The sequence below is a fragment of the Vibrio sp. D173a genome (genome assembly GCF_030248475.1).
The window spans coordinates 1-4,416 of record NZ_JAHGAH010000356.1; the positions used below are offsets into that span (position 1 = coordinate 1).

General features: G+C 45.8%; 3 protein-coding genes. 1 reads left to right on the forward strand and 2 read right to left on the reverse strand.

What is annotated here, in order from left to right:
* Positions 1–39: 39 nt before the first annotated feature.
* Positions 40–1,998 carry a monovalent cation:proton antiporter-2 (CPA2) family protein gene (locus KIV40_RS25785; RefSeq protein ID WP_285352036.1) on the reverse strand — a complete coding sequence of 653 codons (1,959 nt, stop codon included), beginning with the start codon at positions 1,996–1,998 and terminating at the stop codon, positions 40–42.
* Entirely contained in the window at positions 1,995–2,612 is a 618-nt protein-coding gene (locus tag KIV40_RS25790) for an NAD(P)H-dependent oxidoreductase (RefSeq protein ID WP_005433561.1), read from the reverse strand. Before KIV40_RS25790 ends, KIV40_RS25785 begins: the two co-directional genes overlap by 4 nt.
* A gap of 674 nt (positions 2,613–3,286) precedes the next feature.
* Between KIV40_RS25790 and KIV40_RS25795 the strand changes: the two genes are divergently transcribed.
* Positions 3,287–4,228, forward strand: coding sequence for a LysR family transcriptional regulator (locus KIV40_RS25795; RefSeq protein ID WP_285352040.1), 942 nt, complete (start codon positions 3,287–3,289; stop codon positions 4,226–4,228).
* The last annotated feature ends 188 nt before the right edge of the window (positions 4,229–4,416 follow it).

A 4,416-nucleotide genomic window follows, 5' to 3' on the forward strand; every position in this document is an offset into this window, starting at 1 on the left:
TCTAGTGATCAAGAGACAGAGCGTGGGAGGTTTTTGCTTTTATTGAGGCTGTTCTTTGCAAGGGTTCAGCTCTTGAACGTTTTCTTCGTTGAAGTCATCCGCATACCCTTTTGGTGGCGGTGTCCAACCACGTTCTGAGCGAGAAAGTTTGTCATGACGATCTTTCTGCATCTCTTCAGCCATTCTCTCTTCAAGGTGAATAAACAGCTGACGGAAGTTGTTATCATAACGTTCTCCCTCAGAGTCATCGGCCCATGCTTCATACAGCATGTCAGACTTACGGCATTCGACGCGTCGATACGTTGATTTCTGTTGCTCAGTGTAGAACGGGTGTATGCCAATGGCTTTCATTGCATGCCCACCAATCTCTAATGCAGAATGGTAAGTCTCCGACTCAATGATGTCGGCTCCAGCTTGGCGCAGCAGATAACCATGACCACGGTCGAATGCACGTGCAATGATGGTCACATTCGGATAGCTATGCTTCACGTGTTTCACCAATCCAACGCTGGCCTCTTGGTTGTCAATCGCCACCACAAGTGCTGAAGCGTGCTCAATACCCGCCGTGTGCAGCATATCGGGACGAGTCGCGTCGCCAAAGTAAGCTCGTGTGCCGATTTGACGCATGTTATCGATTTGGCTTGCTTGGTGGTCAAGAACAACCGTTTCCACGCCATTGGATACTAATAAGCGGTTTACGATCTGACCAAAGCGGCCTATACCAGCAATGATCACGGTGCCTTGTTCTTCAATCGTATCACTTTCGCGATCGTTCGATTCACTCTCAAAGCGAGGAAGTATGACTTTATCGAACAGGATGAATAATCCCGGCGTTAGGAACATTGAAATCGCAACAACCAGCGCCAGAGTCTGTGAAAGCTCAAATGGAATTACATGGTTTTGCACTGAGAAGCTCAGTAATACAAAGCCAAATTCACCCGCTTGTGCCAAGCTCAGTGTAAATAACCAACGGTTGCTGCCTTTAATACGAAAGATTAGGGCGATGACAAACAGAATTACCGCTTTCAGAGCCATTACCCCGAGTGTCAGGCCGATGATCAAACCAAAGTCGCTGAACAGAACTGAGAAGTCGATGCCTGCACCTACGGTGATAAAGAACAGACCAAGCAATAGGCCTTTAAATGGCTCAATGTTGGATTCCAATTCGTGGCGGAATTCACTGTTCGCCAGCATAACACCTGCCAAGAAAGTGCCTAAAGCAGGGGATAGGCCAACTAAGCTCATTAAGGCCGCAATGCCGATCACCAGCATTAATGCGGTGGCGGTAAAGATTTCGCGCAATCCAGAGCTAGCAACGTAGCGGAACAGCGGACGACTCAGGAAGTGTCCACCAACCACCACGATGGCAATAGAAGCGGTGATCACAAGACCGTACGCCCAACCAGGAAGACCAGCGACTAGGGTGAGCTCTTCATGATGTTCAGCTGCTGATTGAGCTGCAGATTGTGCCTGCTCTACGAGTTCCGGCAGTGCTAATAGCGGAATAAATGCCAGCATTGGTATAACCGCGATATCTTGGAAAAGCAGTACCGAGAACGCATTTTGACCGCCTTCGGTCTTGGTTAGCCCTTTCTCATTAAAGGTTTGCAGCACAATTGCAGTGGATGACAACGCAAAAATTAAGCCGATCGCGAGTGCAATCGTCCATGGTTGTTCAAAGTAAAGCGCAATTGCCATGATCAGCGCTGCTGTACCGCCAACTTGTAGGCCACCGAGTCCCATCAAGCGGTTTCGCATCGCCCAGAGCATTTTGGGTTCAAGCTCCAAACCTACGAGGAACAGCATCATCACAACACCGAATTCGGCAAAGTGTTGGATTGTCGTCGTTTCTTCACCAACCAGACCAATAATTGGGCCAATAACCACGCCAGCAATCAAATAGCCCAGCACTGAACCTAAGCCCAAGCGTTTGGCTAGAGGAACGGCAATTACGGCGGCAATTAGGTAAACAAAGGCTTGTAAGAATATCCCTGTCATGACGCTTCCTTAATCAGTTGTGGGAGTGCGCTATTGAGTTTGATGAGTGAAGCTGCTGCTTTAAGATCCAATGTGTCTTTTACCAATGCATTGAGCAGCGTTTTGTAACGTTCAATATGTTGAGCGATTCGATTTTCTTCAAGCGCAGTGCGGGAGCCGAACAGTGCCAGTGGCGCAATGTAATGCATTCCAGTGAGCGCCGACATTTGCTCGATTGGAGCAAGCAGTTCGCGAATAGTGAAATGGTTATACCCTTGAGCTTTATAAGCTTCTTCTTTCCCGCCAGCAGATAGCACGCAGAGCAGTGTTTTACCTTGTAGTTCTGTACCTTCTGAGCCGTAAGCAAACCCGTACTCTAAGACCAGATCTTGCCACTCTTTTAATATGGCTGGGGTTGAATACCAGTACAGTGGAAACTGAAAAATGACGACGTCATGATCCCGTAAACGCTGCTGTTCACGGTCAATATTGATATTGAAGTGAGGGTATTCGGCGTATAGGTCGACACAAGTCACGCCGTCTATCTGTTGAGCGGCATTAAAAAGGGGGGCATTCACTTCGGAGCGATGCTGTGAAGGATGTGCATAGAGAATAAGCACTTTTTTATTAGTCATAGGAGTCCTTGTTACGCGTCGAAACCACTTTTGGTATAAGAATGAAAGACCTTTTGTTTGTTGTAACAAACTGTAACTCATAAATTTTATCCTATCTACTTTGGTGAATGAACATAGAAGAGTGAAAATCACTTTCGATACAAATAAGAGGGTGATCGCGTGATGTCATCGGGATGCTTAGAAAACCAGAAAGCGGCCGTGCGTTAGTTCTCAGCATAAGTTTCCAGGTCATTCGTGTTATTCAGTAATCTCGATGGACATGACGACAAGATCGGGAATGCCGCCGGATTCTAAAGGCGAAAGATGTGCCCATGATAAAGATTGATGGGTTAAGGCATGGTTACGAGATCTTCGGCTATGAAAAGCAGTGAGCGTTGCCTGTTGTTTAGCGGTATTTTGAGGTTAATGAAGATAGGAACATCTTCTGCAAATTAAAGTATCACGGCAGCTTATGGTTGGTGAGATTGCTGCAGTTATCTATGTTTTATAGTGAGCAAAGGTAGCATCGAATGGAGGGGGAGGTAGCTTTTCAAACGCCAACTTGATCGTAGGCTGTGTAATTTTTTCGTCATTAAGACGTATCGATCGCAAACATTTGGTGCCTTGCGGTTGGAAAGTCGTCAAATCTGTTCTTATGCTGAATAATAACCTTAAGTTATCAACGACGTGAATTTATGGCCAAAGATCTCTTCTCCAACCTCGACCTCAATTTATTAAGAACGTTTATCATCCTCCACCAAGAACGAAACATACGCCGTGCGGCAGACCGGATGTTTGTGTCTCAACCTGCGGTGAGTAAAGCATTGCAGAGATTGCGTGATCACTTTGATGATGAGCTATTTGTGAAAACCCATCATGGCTTGCGAGCTAACGAGTTCGCGAACGATTTAGCGGAAAGCTTAGCGCCGTTACTTGATGAGATTTCGATAACGTTAAATGGTTCAAAAGACTTTAACCCATTAGAGATGAACGGGACGGTCAAGATTGCGTTAGCCCCTTTTATCCTTAGCTCCTATGCGAGCGAAATTTTCCAAGCAATCAGACAGGCCGCACCAAATGTGCAAATTCATTTACTGAACTGGTCGCGTTCTACCATGGATGAAATTATCAAGGATGAAGTGCTGCTGGGAGTGAACTACGAAATCAACCACTCCCCCAAAGAACTCTTGACGAAAGAAATCGTAAAAGATGCGTTCTGTGCTTATGTTCGAAAAGATCATCCTTTGCAAGGTGATCGCTTACGAGTGTCAGACTGCCAGCATCTCGAGTTTGCTACCGTGATTGCTGCTGACTGGAACTCTAATATTTCATTTTCAGAAAAAATAATGAAGATCAAAGGGGTAGAGCCTAAAATTGCGTTTCGCTCTGAGCTGCCATCTGCAATTATTGATGTGGTTGCAAACTCAGATATGGTTTTTCCAGCATCAAAAACGGTCAATGTCGATAAGTTGTATAAGCTCCGTAGGCTGGATATTGAGCTCGACGGTATGGTGATCGAGCCATCACTGCTGGCTTACTACCACCATAAGAATCGACGTAATGATATGGTGCATTGGTTGCGCAATATTGTAACGGAGATTATTACCGGGCACCTAGATCGAGATCGCCAACAATGATAACCCTCGGTTATCAAGCTATCTACCCTTGTTTATTAATAACCCGCCGTTAAGTGCGGGTTTCTTTTTGGCGATTAGAGTCATAAAACACTGTTCAATATACTTCTCTTCATCGGGCAGGGAGTCCACTGATTCTGCAAGAGGCAGCCCTGAATTTCGACAAATTAAGAGAGTATACCCAAGTGACT

What these genes read in the sequence shown, in the direction of transcription:
- KIV40_RS25795 (WP_285352040.1), top strand. Translation starts at nt 3,287, where the DNA reads ATGGCCAAAGATCTCTTCTCCAACCTCGACCTCAATTTATTAAGAACG.
- KIV40_RS25785 (WP_285352036.1), bottom strand. Translation starts at nt 1,998, where the DNA reads ATGACAGGGATATTCTTACAAGCCTTTGTTTACCTAATTGCCGCCGTA.
- KIV40_RS25790 (WP_005433561.1), bottom strand. Translation starts at nt 2,612, where the DNA reads ATGACTAATAAAAAAGTGCTTATTCTCTATGCACATCCTTCACAGCAT.